Genomic DNA, 18,372 nt, shown 5'->3' with positions numbered 1-18,372 from the left:
CTTACAACGTCCGCGCCACTTCCTCGATCTCGAAGACCTCGAGCTGGTCGCCTTCCTGGATGTCGTTATAGTTCTTCAGGGAGAGACCGCACTCGAAGCCGGCCTTGACCTCGCGCACGTCGTCCTTGAAGCGCTTGAGCGAGTCCAATTCTCCGGTCCAGATCACCACGTTGTCGCGCAGGAGGCGCACTTGTGAGCCGCGACGCACCAGGCCATCCAGCACGTAGCACCCGGCAACCGAGCCGACCTTGGAGATGCGGAACACCTGGCGGATCTCCACCAGGCCGATGGCGTTTTCCTTGCGTTCCGGCGAGAGCATGCCGGACATCGCCGCCTTCACCTCGTCCACGGCGTCGTAGATGATGTTGTAGTAGCGGATGTCCACGCCAAGGCTTTCGGCCAGCTTGCGAGACTGGGTGTCGGCGCGGGTGTTGAAGCCGATGATGACTGCCTTCGATGCCGAGGCGAGGTTGACGTCGGATTCGCTGATGCCGCCCACCGCGGCATGAATGATGTTGACCTTGACCTCGTCGGTCGACAGCTTCTGCAGGGCGTGGGCCAGCGCTTCCTGCGAGCCCTGCACGTCGGCCTTGACGATGAGCGGCAGGGTCTTCACCTCGCCCTCGCCCATCTGCTCGAACATGTTCTCAAGCTTGGCCGCCTGCTGCCTGGCCAGCTTGACGTCGCGGAACTTGCCCTGGCGGAACAGAGCGATCTCGCGCGCCTTGCGCTCGTCCGCCAGTGCCATGGCCTCGTCGCCGGCCATCGGCACGTCGGACAAGCCCTGGATTTCCACCGGGATGGACGGCCCAGCCGCATCGATCGGACTGCCGTTTTCGTCGAGCATGGCGCGGACGCGGCCGTACACGGCGCCGGCCAGCACGATATCGCCTCGCTTGAGCGTGCCCGACTGCACCAGGATCGTCGCTACCGGCCCCTTGCCCTTGTCGAGGCGGGATTCGATGATGAGGCCCTTGGCGAGGGCGTCCTTCGGCGCCTTCAGTTCCAGCACCTCGGCCTGCAGCAGCACGTGCTCGAGCAAGTCGTCGATGCCCTCGCCGGTCTTTGCCGACACCGGCACGAAAGGCGAATCGCCGCCGTACTCCTCAGGCACCACGCTCTCGGCAACCAGTTCCTGCTTGACGCGCTCGGGATTGGCTTCAGGTTTGTCGATCTTGTTCACGGCCACCACCAGCGGCACGTTGGCGGCCTTGGCGTGGTGGATGGCTTCCTTGGTCTGCGGCATGACGCCGTCGTCGGCCGCCACCACCAGGATGACCAGGTCGGTGGCCTTGGCGCCGCGGGCACGCATGGCGGTAAACGCCTCGTGGCCCGGCGTATCGAGGAAGGTGACCATGCCGCGGGGCGTCTCGACGTGATAGGCGCCGATGTGCTGCGTGATGCCACCGGCCTCGCCGTGGGCGACGCGCGTCTTGCGGATGTAGTCGAGCAGCGAAGTCTTGCCGTGGTCAACGTGGCCCATGACGGTGACCACGGGCGCGCGCGGCTCCAGTGCGACATCCTTGTGTTCCTGCTGCGCCTCGGCAAGCAGGGCGTCCGGGTCGTCGAGCTTGGCGGCCTTGGCGACATGGCCCATCTCTTCGACGACGATCATTGCCGTCTCCTGGTCGAGCACCTGATTGATGGTCACCATGGAGCCAAGCTTCATCAGAACCTTGATCACCTCGGCGGCCTTGACCGCCATCTTGTGCGCCAGGTCCGCCACGGTGATGGTTTCCGGCACCAGCACCTCACGCACGATCGGCTCGGCCGGCATCTGCGCCTGGGCATGCTCCTCGTGATGCTGGTGGCGGTGGCGACCGCCACCCTTGGCGCCGCGCCAGCCCGAAGCGCCGCCGGTATCGCCGCGGGTCTTGATGGCGCGCTTCTTGGCGGCCTCTTCCTTCCAGGCCGTCGTTGCCTTCTTCTGCTTCTCGTCCTTCTTGTCCGGCTTGCCCGCCGGCTTGTGCAGCGTGCCGGTGGTGCTGGGCGCAGCCGCTTCCTGCGCCTTTGCCTTCTCCGCCTCGGCCGCCGCCTGCTGGGCGGCCTGGCGCTCCTCCGCCTCCTGGCGCGCCTTGACCTCGCGTTCCTGCTTTTCCTTGAGTTCCGCCGCCTGCCGTGCCATCAGCTCCGACTGCTTCTGCGACTCCATTTCGCGCAGCTTGGCCTGCTCGGCATCGACTACCGGTTGCGGCGCAGCGACTTGTGCCGGTGCGGCAGCCTCGGCCGGCTGCGTCTCGTCGCGCTTGACGAAGACACGCTTCTTGCGCACCTCGACCTGAATGGTGCGCGCCTTGCCGGACGCGTCTGATTTCTTGATTTCGGTTGTCTGCTTGCGCGTCAGGGTGATCTTCGATTTGCTCTCCGTCGCACCGTGCGACTTGCGCAGGTAATCGAGCAGTTTCGTCTTGTCGGCGTCCGAGAGCAGATCGGTCTCGCCCTTCTTGCCCACGCCTGCCTTGGCAAGCTGTTCAAGCAGCGAGGCAGCGGGCATTTTCAGCTCGCTGGCAAATTGGCTTACGCTCGTCTGTGCCATGTCGGCTCCTTACTCGAACCAGTGCGCGCGCGCCGTGGTAATCAGATTCCTGGCTCGCTCGTCATCGATGCCTGACAGTTCCACCAGCTCATCGACCGCCAGGTCGGCCAGGTCGTCGCGAGAGCGGACGTTGGCCCGCGCCAGCTTGGCCGCCAGCGGCTTGTCCATGCCCTCCAGGCTGAGCAGGTCGTCGGCAACATTCTCCAGCTGCTCTTCGTCCACGATGGCCTCGGTCAGCAGCACATTGCGGGCACGGTTGCGCAACTCGTTGACGGTGTCCTCGTCAAAGGCTTCGATCTCCAGCATCTCGTTGAGCGGAACGTAGGCGATTTCCTCGATGGTGGAGAAACCCTCCTCGATCAGGATGTTGGCCACCTCTTCGTCCACGTCCAGCTTTTCCATGAAAAGTGCGCGGATCGTGCCGTGCTCCTCCTCGGCCTTCTTCTGCGATTCCTCGACGGTCATCAGGTTGATGGCCCAGCCGGTCAATTCCGAGGCCAGGCGTACGTTCTGACCGCTGCGGCCGATGGCAATGGCAAGGTTGTCCTCGTCCACCACCACGTCCATGCTGTGCTTCTCCTCGTCGACGACGATGCTGCTCACCTCGGCCGGTGCCAGGGCGCCGATGACGAATTGGGCCGGGTCGGCCGACCAGAGGACGATATCCACTCGCTCGCCGGCCAGTTCATTGGTCACTGCCGTGACGCGCGAGCCGCGCATGCCGACGCAGGTGCCGATCGGGTCGACGCGCGGATCGTTCGACTTCACGGCGATTTTGGCGCGAACGCCGGGATCGCGGGCCGCCGACTTGATCTCGAGCAGGCCGTCTTCCATCTCCGGCACTTCCAGCTCGAACAGCTTGATGATGAACTCCGGTGCGGTGCGCGAGAGGATCAGCTGCGGGCCGCGCGCGGCGCGGTCGATCTTCAGCAGAAACGCGCGGACGCGGTCACCGACGCGCAGGTTTTCCTTCGGGATCATCTGGTCGCGAGGCAACACCGCCTCGATGCGGCCGGCCTCTATGATGGCGTTGCCGCGTTCGATGCGCTTCACCGTGCCGGTGACAAGGTGTTCCTTGCGCTCGAGGAAGTCGTTCAGCACCTGTTCGCGCTCAGCGTCGCGGATCTTCTGCAGGATGACTTGTTTTGCGGCCTGGGCGCCGATGCGGCCGAAGTCGATCGGCTCGAGTTGCTCCTCGATGAACTCGTCGAGCTGGATGTCGGGCATCTCCTGCTGCGCTTCCGAGAGGGCAATCTGTGCGTCGGGGTTTTCCACGGCCTCGTCCGGCACGACCTGCCAGCGGCGGAAAGACTCGAACTCACCGCTTTCCTGGTCGATGGCGACGCGCACATCGGCCTCCTCATTGATCCGCTTCTTGGTGGCGGAGGCGAGTGCCGATTCCAGGGCCGCGAAGACGATATCCTTGGCGACGTTCTTCTCTCGTGCCAGGGCATCCACCAGCAGCAGCATCTCTTTGCTCATACCTTCCTCCTGCCAATCCTCTGTCAGAACTTGAATTTCGGCACCAGGCGGGCCTTGTCCACCTGGTCCAGTTCGAATACATGCGTCGTGCCGCCGGACTCCAGCCGCAACCGGCCTTCCTCGACCCCCGCCAGCATGCCGGTGAAGTTGCGCTGGCCGTTGACCGCCAGTCGCAGGCGTATCTGCGCCTCCTGTCCGGTAAAGCGGACGAAGTCAGCCGCCTTCTTCAGTGGCCTGTCGAGGCCCGGCGAGGACACCTCAAGCCGGTCGTAGTCGATGTTCTCGACCGCGAACAGGCGGGTCAGGTGGTTGCTGACCTTGGTGCAATCCTCGATCGCGATCCCCTTCGGCCCGTCGATAAAGACGCGCAACAGCCGGGCACGCGGACTGGTTTCGAAATCCACCAGCTCATAGCCCAAGCCCTCTACCGCCTGCTCGATGACCTTCAGCAATTCCATGCGCGGCGCACAAATAAAAAATGGGCGAAACGCCCATCCCAGCCGTCCCCAAGCCCTTCCGACAGCGACGGAACAGGCCCGGAACCAGAAAACTTGCGAATTATAGCAGAGGAGACCGGCAAGAATCAAATACTTGCCGGTGATACCTCATTTCGGGAGGGTCTTGAGCAGGGTCCGAACTTCTTCTTCGGGCAGTTCGTACGACATGCCGCGCTTCAGGCGCGGCGACAGGGAAACCGGACCGAAGCGCACCCGGATCAGGCGGCTCACCTGCACGCCAATGGCCTCGAACATGCGCCGGACCTCCCGATTGCGGCCTTCGTTGAGGGTGACGTGGTACCAGCGGTTGGTCCCCTCCCCGCCGCGGGACATCAGGGTGTTGAAGTGCGCCTCGCCGTCCTCCAGCTCGATGCCGTCGAGCAACGCCTGCTCCTGTTCGGGCTGCAGTTCGCCGATGACACGTACGGCATATTCTCGCTCGAGTTCATAGCGCGGATGCATAAGACGGTTGGCCAGCTCGCCGCTGCTGGTGAAGATCAGCAGCCCCTCGGTGTTGAAGTCCAGCCGGCCGACGTTCACCCAGCGGCCGCCGCCGATGCGCGGCAGCTTGTCGAAGACGCTGGGGCGGCCTTCCGGGTCATCGCGGGAGACGATCTCCCCTTCCTGTTTGTGGTAGATGAGGACGCGCGGTGTGCGCGGGGCGAACTTCAGGTTCACCGGCCTGCCGTTGACCTTCACGCGATCCTGCGGACCGATGCGCTGGCCAACATGGGCCGGCTTGCCATTGACGCTCACCCGCCCGGCGATGATCCACTCCTCCAGCTCACGCCGCGAACCGAGCCCGGCCTGGGCCAGCATCTTGTGCAGCTTCTGCGGCTCGGCCTCGACGACGTGGCGCATGGGCTGTCCGCGGCGCCCGCCGGAGCGCGTCTTGCCACCATGGGAAATGCGGTTGCCATCGACCTCCTTGTGCTCTCCGTGCGAACGCCTGCCGGACGGCGGTGCCTCGCCCCCACGGGCCGGCTCGGGCCGGCGCAGCGGGCTACGCTTGCGCGGCATCGGCAAGATCCATCACCCGTTCGATTTCGGTGAGCGGCGGCAGCTCGGCGAGGCTGCGCAGGCGCAGGTCGTCGAGGAAGCGCTTGGTCGTAGCGTAGAGCGCCGGACGGCCCGGCGTATCGCGGTGGCCGACGGTGTCGATCCAGCCGCGTCCCTCCAGTATCTTCAGCACGTTGGGCGAGACGGCCACGCCGCGGATGTCTTCGATGTCGCCGCGCGTCACCGGCTGCCGATAGGCGATGATGGCCAGCGTCTCCAGTACGGCACGGGAGTAGCGAGGCGGCTTCTCGTTTTTCAGCCGGTCGAGATAGGGCTGGTATTCCGGCCTGGTCTGGAAGCGCCAGCCGCTGGCCAGCTGCACCAGTTCGATGCCGCGCCCCGACCACTCGGTGCGCAGATCGTTCAGCAGCACGCGCCAGGTATCGTCATCGAATTCATCATCGAACAGCTTCTTCAGGTCGGACAGCGGCAGCGGATCCGACGCGGCCAGCAGCGCGGTTTCCAGGATGCGCTTGTATTCTTCAGGCGTGTACGGTTGGGACGTCGACATCGTTCGGTCCTGTTTCTGATTGGGCCAATTTTACATAGATCGGCGCGAACACCTCGCGCTGGGTGACCTCGACCAGGCGCTCGCGCGTGAGCTCCAGCACGGCTAGAAAGTTGACCACCAGCCCGGCCACGCCGAGCGTCAGGTCGAACAGCTCGGCGAACTCGAGATAGGCGCCGCCCTGCAGTTTGCGCAGGACGATGCTCATGTGCTCGCGCACCGACAGTTCCTCGCGCCGCACCTTGTGGTGCTGCATCACCTTGGCGTGCTTCATCAGCGACAGCCAGGCTACCTGCAGGTCGTGCAGGTTGACGTCGGGCAGGCGCTCGGCGGCCGCGTCGGTGATCCAGATCGACACCCACTGGTAGTCGCGCATCGCCTGCGGCAACGCGTCGATCTTGGCGGCGGCGGCTTTCATCTGCTCGTATTCCAGCAGGCGGCGCACCAGTTCGGCGCGCGGGTCGATCGTCTCCTCTTCCTCGACCTTCTTTGGCCGCGGCAGCAACATGCGCGACTTGATTTCCAGCAGCATGGCCGCCATCAGCAGGTACTCGGCGGCCAGCTCCAGGTTGCGTGTGCGCATTGCCTCAACGTAGACCAGATACTGTGCCGTCAGCGGCGCCATCGGTATGTCGAGGATGTTGATGTTGGCCTTGCGGATCAGGTACAGCAGCAGGTCGAGTGGGCCCTCGAAGGACTCCAGGTACACCTCCAGCGCATCGGGCGGGATGTAGAGGTCCTTCGGCATCTCCGGAAGCGGTTCGCCGTAGAGCTTGGCGACGTGAGCCGGTTCGGGCGTCGGCTGCGCAGTGTCGGACGTGATCGGTTCCATGCGATTCTCAAGCCACGGTATAGGCGCCGGTGCCGATGGCAATCAGGTCGCCGGCATCGTTGTGCAGCTCCATGCGCGTCACCGCCACCTTGTTGCCGGTGCGCAGGATGTAGCCCTTCGCCTCGAACCACTGGCCAAGGCCGGGGCGCAGGTAGTCGACGCGCATGTCGATGGTGCCGATGCGGCCAAAGCGCTGCAGGCGCTCCTCGATCGGCTCATCTCGCAGCTTCTTCTGCAGGCCGAGGAAAGCCGTCAGACCGCCGCAGACGTCGATCACCGATGAGATGACGCCGCCGTGCAGGTTGCCGCGCATGAAGTTGCCGACCAGTTCGGGCCGCATGGCGAAGCGCAGCACCGGGGTTTCGCCGGCGAGCGACACCACGTCCAGGCCGAGCACCTTGTTGAAGGGGATCTTCTCGGCGAAGACCTCGTGGATCGAGGCCAGCAGTTTCGCTTCGGCGTCCTTGGCGTGATGCGGCATGTTCGACCTCAGGTGTAGTTCAGGCCCATGGCCTCGCGCACGTCGCGCATGGTTTCCGCGGCCAGCTTGCGCGCACGCTCGCAGCCGTCGGCGATGATGCTGCGCACCAGGGACGGGTCGTCGATATAGGCCTGGGCACGCTCGTGCATCGGCTCCTGCTCCTTCAGCACGGCATCGATCACCGGGTGCTTGCATTCGATGCAGCCGATGCCGGCGCTGCGGCAGCCCTGCTGTACCCACTGCTTGGTGCCCTCGTCGGAGTACACCAGGTGGAATTGCCAGACCGGGCAGCGCTCCGGTTCGCCGGGATCGGTGCGGCGCACCCTTGCCGGATCGGTCTGCATGGTGCGGATCTTCTTCGTCACCGAGTCGGCGCTCTCGCGCAGGGAAATGGTGTTGTTGTAGGACTTCGACATCTTGTGCCCGTCAAGGCCTGGCATCTTCGCCGCTTCGGTGAGCAGCGCGCCGGGTTCGACGAGGATCATCTTGCTGCTGCCTTCGAGGTAGCCAAACAGCCGCTCGCGGTCGTCCGTCGACAGGTTCTGCGCCTCTTCGAGCAGGGCGCGGCCGCGTTCTCGCGCCTGGTGGTCGCCCTCCTGCTGGAAGCGCGTGCGCAGCTCTTCATACTCCCTGGCGCGCTTGGCGCCGAGCAGCTTCACGGCGGCGCTCGCCTTGACCTCGAAATCCGGCTCGCGGCCGTAGAGGTGGTTGAAGCGGCGCGCAATCTCACGGGAAAACTCGATGTGCGGCACCTGATCTTCGCCCACCGGCACGCGGTTGGCGCGGTAGATCAGGATGTCGGCAGCCTGCAGCAGCGGGTAGCCGAGAAAGCCGTAGGTGGAGAGATCCTTGTGCTCCAGTTTCTCCTGCTGGTCCTTGTAGGTCGGCACGCGCTCGAGCCAGCCAAGCGGCGTCATCATCGACAGCAGGAGGTGGAACTCCGCATGCTCCGGCACGCGCGACTGGATGAACAGCGTGGCCCGGGAGGGATCGACGCCGGCGGCCAGCCAGTCGATGACCATCTCGCGGGTGTTCTCCTCGATGGTGCCCGGCTCGTCGTACGTGGTGGTCAGCGCATGCCAGTCCGCGACGAAGAACAGGCAGGGGTATTCATCCTGCAGCTTGACCCAGTTTTTCAGGACGCCGTGGTAGTGGCCGAGGTGGAGGCGCCCGGTGGGGCGCATGCCGGAAAGGACTCTTTCTGCGTACATTTTGCGTATTGGCTAAAAAATGAAAATCGAATCGAGCAGCCGGAAGAAGAGGCCCAGCAACGGCCCGAGAATCCTGCCGAGTATATCGGTGAACAGCAGCACCAGCAGGATTGCCAAGCCGTACGGCTCCAGCCGGGAGAATTGCCAGGCCAAGCGGTGCGGCAACAGGCTGACGGCGATGCGGCCTCCGTCCAGCGGCGGGATCGGCAGCAGATTGAGAAGCATCAGCACCGCATTGATTTCGATGCCGGCACGCGCATTGCCTGCGAGAAACGCGCCGAGCAATCCCGGCTCCATGGTTGCGGTCGTCTTGAGCAGCGCCGCCCAGCCCACGGCCATCAGCAGGTTGGTGCCCGGTCCCGCCGCCGCCACCCACAGCATGTCCTTTTTCGGATTGCGCAGGCGTGCAAAGTCCACCGGGACCGGCCTGGCCCAGCCGAACAGCATGGCGCTGCCACCGATCAGCTTGCTCGCCACCAGGATCGCACCGGGCACCAGGATCGTGCCGACCGGATCGATATGACGCAGCGGATTCAGGCTGATGCGCCCCGCCAGATAGGCGGTCGGATCTCCGAAATACCGCGCCACGTAGCCATGGGCGGCTTCGTGCAGGGTAATGGCGAGGAGGACCGGAATGGCGTAAATCGCCAGGGTCTGGATGAGGGCGTCCATGTCAAGCCGGCAATTCTACCAGAGGGGCTAGCCCAGCCCGAGGGGTTCCAATGGCCCTCGTCCCGCCCTCACCAGCTCCGCTGCCGCCCCGGTGAGATCGACCACCGTCGTCATTTCCAGTCCGCAGGCGCCCGCCTCGATGATCAGGTCGATGCGTTTCTCCAGGCGGTCGCGGATTTCCTCCGCGTCGTTGAGCGGCGCCTCGTCGCCGGGCAGCATCAGGGTCGACGTCAGCATCGGCTCGTTCAGTTCCTCCAGCAGCGCCAGCGGCACGGCATGATCCGGCACGCGCAGGCCGATGGTCTTGCGTTTGGGATGCAGGAGGCGACGCGGCAATTCCTTGGTGCCCTCAAGGATGAAGGTGTAGCTGCCAGGCGTCGTTGCCTTGAGCAGGCGGAACTGGGCGTTGTCGACCCGCGCGTAGACGGCGATCTCCGACAAGTCGCGACACATCAGGGTGAAATGGTGCCGTTCGTCGACCTCTCGGATGGCGCGGATGCGCGCCACCGCACCGGCGTCGCCGATACGGCAGCCCAGGGAATACGCTGCATCCGTCGGAAACGCCGCGATGCCGCCGGCACGCAGGATCTCGGCGGCCTGACGTATCAGCCTCGGCTGCGGCTGCTCGGGATGGACGGAAAAAAACTGGGCCACGAACGGGTCAGATCAAGTCGCGCCAGATCGGCACGAGGTCGTCCGGCAGCGGCGGCGTCATGCCGAGGTCGGCATAGCTCTCGCCCGGGCCGTGGAAGTCCGAAGCGACCGAGGCCTTGAGGCCGAAGTGGCGTGCCAGGCGGGCGCACTCTTTCACCTCCTCCGGCGTGTGCGCGCCGCAAGCCACCTCGATGCCCTGGCCCCCGCGCTCCTTGAATTCGCCGAGGAAGACACGCAGTTCCTCGCGGCTGACGCGGTAGCGCAGCGGATGCGCCAGCACCGCCACGCCGCCGGCTTCGGTGATCCAGCGCAGCGCATCCTCCAACGAGGCCCACTCGTGCGGCACGTAGCCGGGCTTGCCCTTGGCGAGGTAATGATCGAAGACGCTTTTCACGTCGGGGGAGATCTTCTTCTCGACGAGGAAGCGGGCGAAGTGGGCGCGGCTGATGATGGAGGCTTTCTCGGCGAAGCGCGCCGCACCCTCGTAGGCGCCATGGATGCCGATCCTCTCCAGTTCGGCGGCGATGCGATGGGCGCGTCCGTCGCGTCCATCGCGGATTCCCTTCAGACCTGAGACCAGTTCGGGATGCGCGGGGTTGATGCCCAGTCCGACAACATGGAAGCTGGCATCGTCACGCCAGGACACCGAGATCTCGCTGCCGTCGAGAAAGCGCAGCCCGCGCACCTCGGCGGCGGCGCGCGCCTCGCGCAACCCGGCTATGTCGTCATGGTCGGTCAGCGCCAAAAGCTCGACGCCCCGGTCGGCGGCGCGATACGCCACCTCGGCCGGTGGCAGCAGGCCGTCGGAGACGTTGGAGTGGCAGTGCAGGTCGGCTTTCATGTTCCGATCTTACCCGAGGAAATCCTCCAGAAGCGTCGCCAGTTTCTGCGGCTGGTCATGGTGCAGCATGTGGCCGCTGTCGTCGAGCACCACTTCGCGCAACTCGCGGAAGCTGGCCAGGCGCGCGGCATAGTCCTCGGTCCGGCCGGCGAACTCCTTGTAGAGACCCGAATCGCGCGCCACCACCCACAGCACCGGCGCCGTCACGGCGCGCCAGCAGGCCCTTGCCTCCTCGAAGCGGTAGAGCACCGGGTTGGTCACGCGGTGCCAGGGATCGGCGGCGTAGCCGTAACGCCCATCCGGACGCAGCTGCGAAAAATTCGCGGCCAGGAAATCCGCCTTTGCCTGCGTGAGGCGCGGATTGTCGCGCCTCAGCCTCGCCGCAAACTCGCCGAGGTCGGCATAGTCGCGCAAGGTCGCGCCGGCCTTGTCCTGGTCCAGCCACTTGGCGTAGCGGCCCGGCGCCTGCGCAGGATCGGTCGGATGCAGGCCGAAGCCCTCGAGGATCACCAGCTTTGCCACCCGCGCTGGGCGCACGCCGGCATACAGGCCGACGACGTTGCCACCCATGCTGTGGCCGACCAGGCGCACCGGTTCATCCGGAGAGTAATGGTCGAGCAGCCGCTCGAGGTCCGCGAGGTAGTCGGGAAACCAGTAAGGCTCGTTCAGCCATTGCGACTGGCCGAAGCCGCGCCAGTCGGGCGCGACGACCCGCCACTCGCGCCTCAGTGCATCGACGAGGAACTGAAACGAGGCCGAGCAATCCATCCAGCCGTGCAGCAAAAACAGCTTCGGCGCAGCGGCCGGCCCCCACAGTCGCACATGGCTTTTCAGGCCGCGGATCGTCCGGAATTCGGAAGTGCTTGATTTCATAAGTCGCGAATCATAACCGATGAATCCTTCTTGATTCCGCTGTGGCCGCGGGCTATAGTCGCTGCGCTCGCGCGGGAGAGCGTGGCAAGGCAACAAGGCCACCGCCGAAGGCGCAACACCCGGAACCGCTCAGGCAAAAGGGCTGCGCGAGAGCACGAACACTCTGGAGAGCGATGGGGCAATATGCTACCCATCCACCGAAGGGGCACGCTGCAGACAGCGCAGCAATCTCTCAGGTACAAGGGACAGAGGGGTGAAGCGATATCGCTTCGCCCCTTTTTCATTGCGCGAAAGAACTCGAATAACGCAACCCAAGTACCTGACATGGCCAAACAAACTCCGCTTTACGCAACCCACGTCCGCCTCGGCGGCAAGATGGTCGATTTCGCCGGCTGGGACATGCCGCTGCATTACGGCTCGCAGGTCGAGGAACACCACTTCGTCCGCCGCGATGCCGGCATGTTCGACGTATCGCACATGCTCGCCCTCGACCTCGAGGGCGCCGGCGCCCACGACCTGCTGCACAAGCTGATCGCCAACAACGTCGACAAGCTGACCGTGCCCGGCCGCGCGCTGTATTCCTGCATGCTCAACCCGCAGGGCGGCGTCATCGACGACCTCATCGTCTATTTCTTCCGGCCGGATTTCTACCGCGTCGTGGTCAACGCCGGCACCGCCGACAAGGACCTCGCCTGGATCAGCCAGCATGCCGGCAGCGTCTCGGTGAAGCCGCGCCGCGACCTCGCCATGATCGCCGTGCAGGGGCCGAACGCGCGCACCAAGGCCTGGGCCGCCCTGCCCGGCTCGGAAGCCGCCAGCAGCGGGCTGAAGCCCTTTCACGCCGCCTGGTTCGACGACATCCTGATCGCCCGCACCGGCTACACCGGCGAGGACGGTTTCGAACTGATGATTCCCGTCGAGCGCGCCGCGGCAACCTGGGACGCCCTGCTCGACGCCGGCGTGAAGCCCGCCGGGCTCGGCGCGCGCGACACCCTGCGCCTCGAAGCCGGCATGGCCCTCTACGGCCAGGACATGGATGAGCAGGTCTCGCCGCTCGAGGCGGGGCTGGCGTGGACGGTCGATCTCGACGCACCGCGCAACTTCATCGGAAAGTCAGTCCTGGCGGGACGGCGTCCCGACAAGCAGACCCTTGGCCTGCTGCTCGTCGACAAGGGCGTGCTGCGCGCTCATCAGAAGGTGATCGCGGCGCAGGGCGAGGGCGAGATCACCAGCGGCACCTTCTCGCCGACCATGAACCGCTCCATCGCCCTGGCGCGCCTGCCTGCGGCCGTCGCCGTCGGCGACACGGTCGAGGTGGAGATCCGCGACAAACGCCTGAAGGCGACGGTGGTCAAGCCGCCCTTCGTGCGCAACGGAAAAGTTTTGATTCAAGGCAATTAAACAGGAGAAGAACATGAACGTACCCGCCGACCTGAAATACGCCAAGTCCCACGAATGGGCGCGCCTCGCCGACGACGGCCTCGTCACCGTCGGCATCACCGACCACGCCCAGGAGGCGCTCGGCGACATCGTCTTCCTCGAGCTGCCCGCAGTCGGCCGCAAGGTCGCAGCCGGCGAGGAATGCGCCGTGGTGGAATCGGTGAAAGCCGCCTCCGACATCTACGCGCCGATCGCCGGCGAGGTCGTCGCCGTCAACCAGGCCGCTGCCGACGCGCCGGAATCGGTGAACCAGGATGCCTACGCCGCCTGGCTGTTCAAGCTGAAGCCGGACAACGTCGCCGACCTCGACGGCCTGCTCGACGCCGCCGCCTACGCCAAGGTCGCCGCCGAAGGCTGAGATGGCAACCCGCACTCCGCTTTCCGCGCTCGAGCAGCGCGACGAATTCATCGCCCGCCACATCGGTCCCGATGCCAGCGAGACCGCTACCATGCTGGCCGCCGTCGGCGCCGCCAGTCTCGACGAACTGATCGGCCAGACCGTGCCCGACTCGATCCGCCTCGCCGGGCCGCTCGCCCTGCCCGGCCCGCTGCGCGAGCACGAGGCGCTGGCGAAACTGAAGGCCATCGCCGCCAGGAACATCGTCGGGAAGTCGCTCATCGGCATGGGCTACCACGACACCCTGACGCCCAAGGTGATCCTGAGGAACCTGCTGGAGAATCCCGGCTGGTACACCGCCTACACGCCCTACCAGGCGGAGATCGCCCAGGGCCGCCTGGAGGCGCTGCTCAACTACCAGCAGATGGTGATCGACCTCACCGGCATGGCGCTCGCCAACGCCTCGCTGCTCGACGAGGCCACTGCCGCGGCGGAAGCCATGACCATGGCGCGGCGCGCCTCCAAGTCGAAGTCCAACGCCTTCTTCGTCGACGCCGCCTGCTTCCCGCAGACGCTCGACGTGGTGAGGACGCGCGCCGGCTTCTTCGGCTATGAGCTGATCGTCGGTCCGGCGGCGGACGCCGCCAAGCACGACGTCTTCGGCGCCCTGCTGCAGTACCCGAACGACGCCGGCGAGTGCGTCGACCTCACGGACGTCATCGCCAAACTGAAAGTCAGCGGCTGCGTGACGGCGGTGGCGACAGACCTGATGGCGCTGGTGCTGCTCAAGTCGCCCGGCGCCATGGGCGCCGACATCGCGCTCGGCTCCTCGCAGCGCTTCGGCGTGCCGATGGGCTACGGCGGCCCGCACGCCGCCTTCTTCGCCTGCCGCGACGAGCACAAGCGCGCCGTGCCGGGCCGCATCATCGGGGTCTCGGTGGATGCGCGCGGCAAGCGGGCCCTGCGCATGGCGCTGCAGACGCGCGAGCAGCACATCCGCCGCGAGAAGGCCAACTCCAACATCTGCACCTCGCAGGTGCTGCTCGCCAACATCGCCGGCATGTACGCCGTCTACCACGGCCCGCAGGGCCTGAAGACCATCGCGGGCCGCATCCACCGCCTTACCGGCATCCTCGCCGCCGGGCTGAAGGCGGCGGGGGTGAAGGTGCGGACGCAGCGCTGGTTCGACACGCTGCAGGTCGAGACCAAGGCGGACGTGCCGGGCTTCAACCTGCGCATCGTCTCCGACGGCGTGCGCGGCATTTCACTCAACGAGAAGACCACGCGCGAAGACGTCGCCGCCCTGCTGAAGGCCATCACAGGCAGGGACGCTGACATTGACGCACTCGACGCCCAGGCGGCCGCCGACGATCCGCTCGAAGGCCTCTTGCGCGAGGATGCCATCCTCTCCCACCCGGTGTTCAGCGCGCACCACACCGAGCACGAGATGCTGCGCTACCTGAGGCGCCTGCAGAACAAGGACCTCGCCCTCGACCACTCGATGATCTCGCTCGGCTCCTGCACCATGAAGCTCAACGCCGCCAGCGAGATGATCCCGGTGACCTGGCCGGAGTTCGGCGACCTGCATCCCTTCGCGCCGGCCGATCAGGCCGCCGGCTACGCCGAGATGATCGGGCTGCTCGCCGACTGGCTGAAGGCCGTCACCGGCTTCGACGCCATCTGCATCCAGCCCAACTCCGGCGCACAGGGCGAATATGCCGGCCTCGTCGCCATCCGCCGCTACCAGGCGGCGCAGGGGGAAAGCCACCGAAACATCTGCCTGATCCCGAAATCGGCGCACGGCACGAACCCGGCGACGGCGCAGATGTGCGGCCTGCAGGTGGTGGTGGTGGATTGCGACGAGAATGGCAACGTTGACGTCGCCGACCTGAAGGCGAAGGCCGGGAGCCACGCGGCCAACCTCTCCTGCCTGATGATCACCTACCCGTCCACCCACGGCGTCTTCGAGGAGGCGGTGAAGGAGGTCTGCGCGATCGTGCATCGGCACGGCGGCCAGGTGTACATGGACGGCGCCAACCTCAACGCCCAGGTCGGACTCACCTCGCCTGCCAGCATCGGTGCCGACGTCAGCCACATGAACCTGCACAAGACCTTCGCCATTCCGCACGGCGGCGGCGGGCCGGGCATGGGGCCGATCGGCCTCAAGGCCCACCTCGCGCCCCACGCCCCCGGCCACCTGCTGGCGGCGGACCGCGTGGGCGCGCAAGGGGCCGTCAGTGCGGCACCCTTCGGCTCGGCCTCCATCCTGCCGATCTCCTGGATGTACATCGCCATGCTCGGCGGCCCCGGTCTCAAGTGCGCCACCGAGTACGCCATCCTCAACGCCAACTACGTCGCCGCGTGCCTGAAGGACCACTACCCGGTGCTGTACACGGGAAAGAACGGCCGCGTCGCCCACGAGTGCATCCTCGACATCCGCGCCATCAAGGCGGCGACGGGCATCGCGGAAATCGACATCGCCAAGCGCCTGATGGACTACGGCTTCCACGCGCCGACGGTGAGCTTCCCGGTGGCCGGCACCATCATGGTCGAACCGACCGAGTCGGAATCGAAGGGCGAACTCGACCGCTTCATCGCCGCGCTCATCTCCATCCGCGAGGAAATCCGCAAGGTCGAGAACGGCGCCTGGCCGGCCGACGACAATCCGCTCAAGCGCGCGCCGCACACCCAGGCCGACCTCGCCGACGCCGAATGGAGTCGTCCGTATACGCGCCACGAAGCCGCCTTCCCGCTGCCCTGGGTGGTGGAGAACAAGTTCTGGCCCTCTGTGAACCGCATCGACGACGTGTACGGCGACCGCAACCTGTTCTGCGCCTGCCCGCCCCTGGAGGAATACGACAATGTCCGCTGACACCTTCCTCGTCCTCACCGTCATCGGCGACGACCGGCCCGGCCTGGTCGGCGAGCTCTCCGCCGCCATCGCCGCCCACCAGGGCAACTGGCTGGAGTCCTCGATGTCCCACCTTGCCGGCAAGTTCGCCGGCATCCTCAGGGTGGCCGTGCCCGCCGCGCAGGCGGAAGCGCTGAAGGCCGCGCTCGGCCGCCTCGCCGCCCTCAAGGTGATGACCGAAGCTGCCGCGGAAAAGTCAGCCCCCGCAGGACGGCGCCTGAAGCTTGCCCTGATCGGTCACGACCGCATCGGCATCGTCCGCGAAGTCTCGCAAGTTCTGGCCAAACATGCCGTCAACGTCGAGAAGCTGGAGACGCACACCGCCAGCGCGCCGATGTCGGCGGAGACCCTGTTCCACGCCCAGGCCGAGCTCTTCGCCGGTACCGGCCTCGACGCGCGGATACTGAAAGCCGAACTGGAACGGCTCTCGGACGACCTGATGGTCGACATCACGCTGGACGAAACCATTTAAGGAGGACGCATGGCCCTTTACGCACTGGGCGAGCGCCGGCCCGAACTGCGCGGCGACTGCTGGGTGGCGGAGAACGCCAGCGTGATCGGCTCGGTCGTGATCGAGGACGGCGCCAGCGTCTGGTTCAATGTCGTCGTCCGTGGCGACAACGACCTGATCACCATCGGCGCAGGCAGCAACGTGCAGGACGGCGCCGTGCTGCACACCGACGCCGGCATCCGGCTGACGCTCGGCTCGAGCGTGCTGGTCGGCCACCAGGCCATGCTGCACGGCTGCACGATCGGCGAAGGCACGCTCGTCGGCATCCAGGCCATCATCCTCAACAACGCCGTGATCGGCAAGGAATGCCTGATCGGCGCCGGCGCCCTCATCCCGGAGGGCAAGGTCATCCCCGACCGCTCGCTGGTGATGGGTTCCCCCGGCAAGGTGGTGCGCCAGCTCGACGACCAGGAGGCGGCCATGATCCGCCTTGGTTGCGTTCAATACACCGAGCGCGCCCGCCGCTACAAGCGGGAGTTGCAGCGGCTGCCCGAGTAAGCCAAACTGCGCCCATGACGCCGGCAAGCCGAACCGCATATCTTCTCCTGATGGCAATCCCGGCGGCCTGTCCTGCCGCCCCCGTAGGCGCCCAGGCTCCCAATGCGATACCCGCTTCCGGTAGCGAATCCCGCCAGCCTTCGCGCCTCACCGCTTACCTCAACGGCAAGGACCAGATCGGCGAGATGTACGCCATCGGCCGCCAGTGGGACAAGAAGCTCGGCCTGCAGCAGAACTGCAAGGAGCCCTACAACATCCAGCCGCTCAGCATCTTCCTGCTCAAGCCGATCGACTTTCCCGAAGGCAGGCCGCATCCCGTCAGCGGCAGTTGGCAGCAGCGCTACGTTTTCGAGCGCTGCGGCAAGCGCATGACCTACAACGCCGTCTTCGTCGCCCGCAACGGCGACAAGCCCGAGGCCAGGCCGCACTACCCCGGCACCAGCAACGCCTCGATGCAGCAGATTGGCGACGCCCTGAAGTCCGCCGCCCCCGCCGCCCTGGCGCGACTGGCCAAGCGAAGCAAGGGCTGCAAGGAAGCCGACCTCATCGACACCAAGCTCACCCACGCGCCGCACGAGGTCGGCAAGACCGGTCGCTGGGAGGAGACCTGGACCTTCCGCGGCTGCGGCCACGACGTGGACATCCCCATCTCCTTCACCCCCGACGGCAAGGGCGGCATGCATTACGCCACCAGGGGCACGCCATAGCCACCCGACTGCGCCACCACGCCGGAAAATGCGATTTCAGGGATTCTTCTGCGGCACCTGGACGAAGACCTCGTCCGGCTTGATGTAGCCGAGCTCGTAGCGGGCGCGCTCCTCGATGGCCTCGTAGCCGCTCTTCAGGTCGCGCACCTCGGCGTCGAGGCCGGCATTGCGGGTTTCCAGCTTCTGGTTGGTCTCGCGCTGGGCGGCGAGCTGCCGATCGACCTCCCACACCCTGAGCCAGCCGCCCTTGCCCAGCCACAGCGGATACTGCAGCAGGAGGATGAGGGCGACCAGCACCAGCGTGGGCCAGCGCATTTACGTT

19 protein-coding genes and 1 riboswitch are annotated in these 18,372 nt (G+C 65.9%); of the genes, 6 read left to right on the top strand and 13 right to left on the bottom strand.

What is annotated here, in order from left to right:
- Position 1 precedes the first annotated feature (1 nt).
- From infB to ROZ00_03930, 12 genes are all read right to left on the bottom strand, one after another.
- A complete protein-coding gene (infB, locus tag ROZ00_03985) occupies positions 2 to 2,536 on the bottom strand; it encodes a translation initiation factor IF-2 (protein MDT3735371.1) in 2,535 nt (844 codons plus the stop codon).
- Positions 2,537 to 2,545: 9 nt separating this feature from the next.
- Positions 2,546 to 4,018 carry a transcription termination factor NusA gene (gene nusA / locus ROZ00_03980; protein ID MDT3735370.1) on the bottom strand — a complete coding sequence of 491 codons (1,473 nt, stop codon included), beginning with the start codon at positions 4,016 to 4,018 and terminating at the stop codon, positions 2,546 to 2,548.
- A 23-nt stretch (positions 4,019 to 4,041) separates the two neighbouring features.
- Positions 4,042 to 4,476, bottom strand: a complete 435-nt coding sequence (gene rimP, locus ROZ00_03975; protein ID MDT3735369.1) for a ribosome maturation factor RimP — start codon at positions 4,474 to 4,476, stop codon at positions 4,042 to 4,044.
- A gap of 147 nt (positions 4,477 to 4,623) precedes the next feature.
- On the bottom strand, positions 4,624 to 5,535 hold the full coding sequence (locus tag ROZ00_03970) for a pseudouridine synthase (GenBank protein MDT3735368.1): 912 nt from the start codon (positions 5,533 to 5,535) through the stop codon (positions 4,624 to 4,626).
- Entirely contained in the window at positions 5,519 to 6,085 is a 567-nt protein-coding gene (scpB, locus tag ROZ00_03965) for an SMC-Scp complex subunit ScpB (GenBank protein ID MDT3735367.1), read from the bottom strand. The genes ROZ00_03970 and scpB overlap by 17 nt, the downstream gene beginning before the upstream one ends.
- Positions 6,057 to 6,914 (bottom strand): ScpA family protein, encoded by an 858-nt coding sequence (locus ROZ00_03960; protein ID MDT3735366.1) that lies wholly within the window; start codon positions 6,912 to 6,914, stop codon positions 6,057 to 6,059. Before ROZ00_03960 ends, scpB begins: the two co-directional genes overlap by 29 nt.
- 7 nt (positions 6,915 to 6,921) lie before the next feature.
- Complete coding sequence (locus ROZ00_03955; GenBank protein MDT3735365.1) at positions 6,922 to 7,395, bottom strand: thioesterase family protein; 474 nt, start codon at positions 7,393 to 7,395, stop codon at positions 6,922 to 6,924.
- Between the two features lie 8 nt (positions 7,396 to 7,403).
- Entirely contained in the window at positions 7,404 to 8,606 is a 1,203-nt protein-coding gene (locus tag ROZ00_03950) for a tryptophan--tRNA ligase (GenBank protein ID MDT3735364.1), read from the bottom strand.
- 12 nt (positions 8,607 to 8,618) lie between these two features.
- Entirely contained in the window at positions 8,619 to 9,278 is a 660-nt protein-coding gene (locus tag ROZ00_03945; protein MDT3735363.1) for a site-2 protease family protein, read from the bottom strand.
- A gap of 27 nt (positions 9,279 to 9,305) precedes the next feature.
- A complete protein-coding gene (locus tag ROZ00_03940; protein MDT3735362.1) occupies positions 9,306 to 9,932 on the bottom strand; it encodes an L-threonylcarbamoyladenylate synthase in 627 nt (208 codons plus the stop codon).
- Between the two features lie 7 nt (positions 9,933 to 9,939).
- Positions 9,940 to 10,773, bottom strand: coding sequence for a 3',5'-nucleoside bisphosphate phosphatase (locus tag ROZ00_03935; protein MDT3735361.1), 834 nt, complete (start codon positions 10,771 to 10,773; stop codon positions 9,940 to 9,942).
- Between the two features lie 9 nt (positions 10,774 to 10,782).
- Positions 10,783 to 11,646, bottom strand: a complete 864-nt coding sequence (locus ROZ00_03930) for an alpha/beta hydrolase (GenBank protein ID MDT3735360.1) — start codon at positions 11,644 to 11,646, stop codon at positions 10,783 to 10,785.
- Between the two features lie 62 nt (positions 11,647 to 11,708).
- A riboswitch (glycine riboswitch) is annotated at positions 11,709 to 11,801 on the top strand.
- Positions 11,802 to 11,970: 169 nt separating this feature from the next.
- Here ROZ00_03930 and gcvT point away from each other — a divergent pair.
- Genes gcvT through ROZ00_03900 form a run of 6 tightly spaced genes read left to right on the top strand, consistent with a single transcriptional unit; the run spans position 11,971 to position 18,050 of the window.
- Positions 11,971 to 13,047, top strand: a complete 1,077-nt coding sequence (gcvT, locus tag ROZ00_03925; GenBank protein ID MDT3735359.1) for a glycine cleavage system aminomethyltransferase GcvT — start codon at positions 11,971 to 11,973, stop codon at positions 13,045 to 13,047.
- Positions 13,048 to 13,060: 13 nt separating this feature from the next.
- Positions 13,061 to 13,444, top strand: coding sequence for a glycine cleavage system protein GcvH (gene gcvH, locus ROZ00_03920; GenBank protein ID MDT3735358.1), 384 nt, complete (start codon positions 13,061 to 13,063; stop codon positions 13,442 to 13,444).
- A gap of 1 nt (position 13,445) precedes the next feature.
- A complete protein-coding gene (gene gcvP / locus ROZ00_03915; protein MDT3735357.1) occupies positions 13,446 to 16,295 on the top strand; it encodes an aminomethyl-transferring glycine dehydrogenase in 2,850 nt (949 codons plus the stop codon).
- Complete coding sequence (locus ROZ00_03910) at positions 16,285 to 16,806, top strand: ACT domain-containing protein (GenBank protein ID MDT3735356.1); 522 nt, start codon at positions 16,285 to 16,287, stop codon at positions 16,804 to 16,806. Before gcvP ends, ROZ00_03910 begins: the two co-directional genes overlap by 11 nt.
- A 9-nt stretch (positions 16,807 to 16,815) precedes the next feature.
- The gene (locus tag ROZ00_03905) at positions 16,816 to 17,343 is read left to right on the top strand and encodes a gamma carbonic anhydrase family protein (protein MDT3735355.1); all 528 of its coding nucleotides are present in this window, start codon (positions 16,816 to 16,818) and stop codon (positions 17,341 to 17,343) included.
- A 50-nt stretch (positions 17,344 to 17,393) separates the two neighbouring features.
- Positions 17,394 to 18,050 carry a hypothetical protein gene (locus ROZ00_03900; protein MDT3735354.1) on the top strand — a complete coding sequence of 219 codons (657 nt, stop codon included), beginning with the start codon at positions 17,394 to 17,396 and terminating at the stop codon, positions 18,048 to 18,050.
- A 36-nt stretch (positions 18,051 to 18,086) separates the two neighbouring features.
- Here the strand turns inward: ROZ00_03900 and ftsB are convergent, their stop codons facing one another.
- Positions 18,087 to 18,365: a cell division protein FtsB gene (ftsB, locus tag ROZ00_03895; GenBank protein ID MDT3735353.1), complete on the bottom strand. Its 279-nt coding sequence runs from the start codon at positions 18,363 to 18,365 to the stop codon at positions 18,087 to 18,089.
- Between the last annotated feature and the right edge of the window lie 7 nt (positions 18,366 to 18,372).

Origin of the sequence: Denitratisoma sp. (genome assembly GCA_032027165.1) — a bacterium.
Classification (GTDB): Bacteria; Pseudomonadota; Gammaproteobacteria; order Burkholderiales; family Rhodocyclaceae; genus Desulfobacillus.
This window is presented reverse-complemented; position numbering and strand designations above follow the sequence as displayed.

What these genes read in the sequence shown, in the direction of transcription:
- infB (MDT3735371.1), bottom strand. Translation starts at nt 2,536, where the DNA reads ATGGCACAGACGAGCGTAAGCCAATTTGCCAGCGAGCTGAAAATGCCC.
- nusA (MDT3735370.1), bottom strand. Translation starts at nt 4,018, where the DNA reads ATGAGCAAAGAGATGCTGCTGCTGGTGGATGCCCTGGCACGAGAGAAG.
- rimP (MDT3735369.1), bottom strand. Translation starts at nt 4,476, where the DNA reads ATGGAATTGCTGAAGGTCATCGAGCAGGCGGTAGAGGGCTTGGGCTAT.
- ROZ00_03970 (MDT3735368.1), bottom strand. Translation starts at nt 5,535, where the DNA reads ATGCCGCGCAAGCGTAGCCCGCTGCGCCGGCCCGAGCCGGCCCGTGGG.
- scpB (MDT3735367.1), bottom strand. Translation starts at nt 6,085, where the DNA reads ATGTCGACGTCCCAACCGTACACGCCTGAAGAATACAAGCGCATCCTG.
- ROZ00_03960 (MDT3735366.1), bottom strand. Translation starts at nt 6,914, where the DNA reads ATGGAACCGATCACGTCCGACACTGCGCAGCCGACGCCCGAACCGGCT.
- ROZ00_03955 (MDT3735365.1), bottom strand. Translation starts at nt 7,395, where the DNA reads ATGCCGCATCACGCCAAGGACGCCGAAGCGAAACTGCTGGCCTCGATC.
- ROZ00_03950 (MDT3735364.1), bottom strand. Translation starts at nt 8,606, where the DNA reads ATGTACGCAGAAAGAGTCCTTTCCGGCATGCGCCCCACCGGGCGCCTC.
- ROZ00_03945 (MDT3735363.1), bottom strand. Translation starts at nt 9,278, where the DNA reads ATGGACGCCCTCATCCAGACCCTGGCGATTTACGCCATTCCGGTCCTC.
- ROZ00_03935 (MDT3735361.1), bottom strand. Translation starts at nt 10,773, where the DNA reads ATGAAAGCCGACCTGCACTGCCACTCCAACGTCTCCGACGGCCTGCTG.
- ROZ00_03930 (MDT3735360.1), bottom strand. Translation starts at nt 11,646, where the DNA reads ATGAAATCAAGCACTTCCGAATTCCGGACGATCCGCGGCCTGAAAAGC.
- gcvT (MDT3735359.1), top strand. Translation starts at nt 11,971, where the DNA reads ATGGCCAAACAAACTCCGCTTTACGCAACCCACGTCCGCCTCGGCGGC.
- gcvH (MDT3735358.1), top strand. Translation starts at nt 13,061, where the DNA reads ATGAACGTACCCGCCGACCTGAAATACGCCAAGTCCCACGAATGGGCG.
- gcvP (MDT3735357.1), top strand. Translation starts at nt 13,446, where the DNA reads ATGGCAACCCGCACTCCGCTTTCCGCGCTCGAGCAGCGCGACGAATTC.
- ROZ00_03910 (MDT3735356.1), top strand. Translation starts at nt 16,285, where the DNA reads ATGTCCGCTGACACCTTCCTCGTCCTCACCGTCATCGGCGACGACCGG.
- ROZ00_03905 (MDT3735355.1), top strand. Translation starts at nt 16,816, where the DNA reads ATGGCCCTTTACGCACTGGGCGAGCGCCGGCCCGAACTGCGCGGCGAC.
- ROZ00_03900 (MDT3735354.1), top strand. Translation starts at nt 17,394, where the DNA reads ATGGCAATCCCGGCGGCCTGTCCTGCCGCCCCCGTAGGCGCCCAGGCT.
- ftsB (MDT3735353.1), bottom strand. Translation starts at nt 18,365, where the DNA reads ATGCGCTGGCCCACGCTGGTGCTGGTCGCCCTCATCCTCCTGCTGCAG.